Annotated in this window: 1 protein-coding gene; it reads right to left on the bottom strand. The window is 32.5% G+C overall.

Features of this window, described 5'->3' with window-relative positions:
• Positions 1-286: hypothetical protein (locus ACY2RW_RS16125; RefSeq protein ID WP_490123757.1), on the bottom strand; the 286-nt coding region annotated here is incomplete at both ends.

The following is a 286-nucleotide window of genomic DNA, read 5'->3' as shown; positions in this document are numbered from 1 at the left end:
ATTTAAATTGTTTGGAATATCCCAACTAACAAAAATAGTTCCATCTTTACTTTCACTTTTTTTTATGTCTATTGGGTCTGTTACTTCTTTATCTACACCAAAATCATACACGTCTTCCCTTCCCCCACCCTCGGAATTATTTTTATCAGCTAAACTCCCAGAACCTGTAAAATAGTAATATTTTGTAATAAGTTGATGGGCTCCTTCACTCACTTCGTCTGTCTTTATAAGGATTTCTCCTTGGAGATATTTAGTAGATAATCCTAATTTACCGTCAATAAAAAAT

It is taken from the genome of Polaribacter sp. 2305UL8-11, assembly GCF_058147165.1.
The sequence above is the reverse complement of the archived record's forward strand: the minus strand, read 5'-3'. Positions and strand labels throughout refer to the sequence as shown.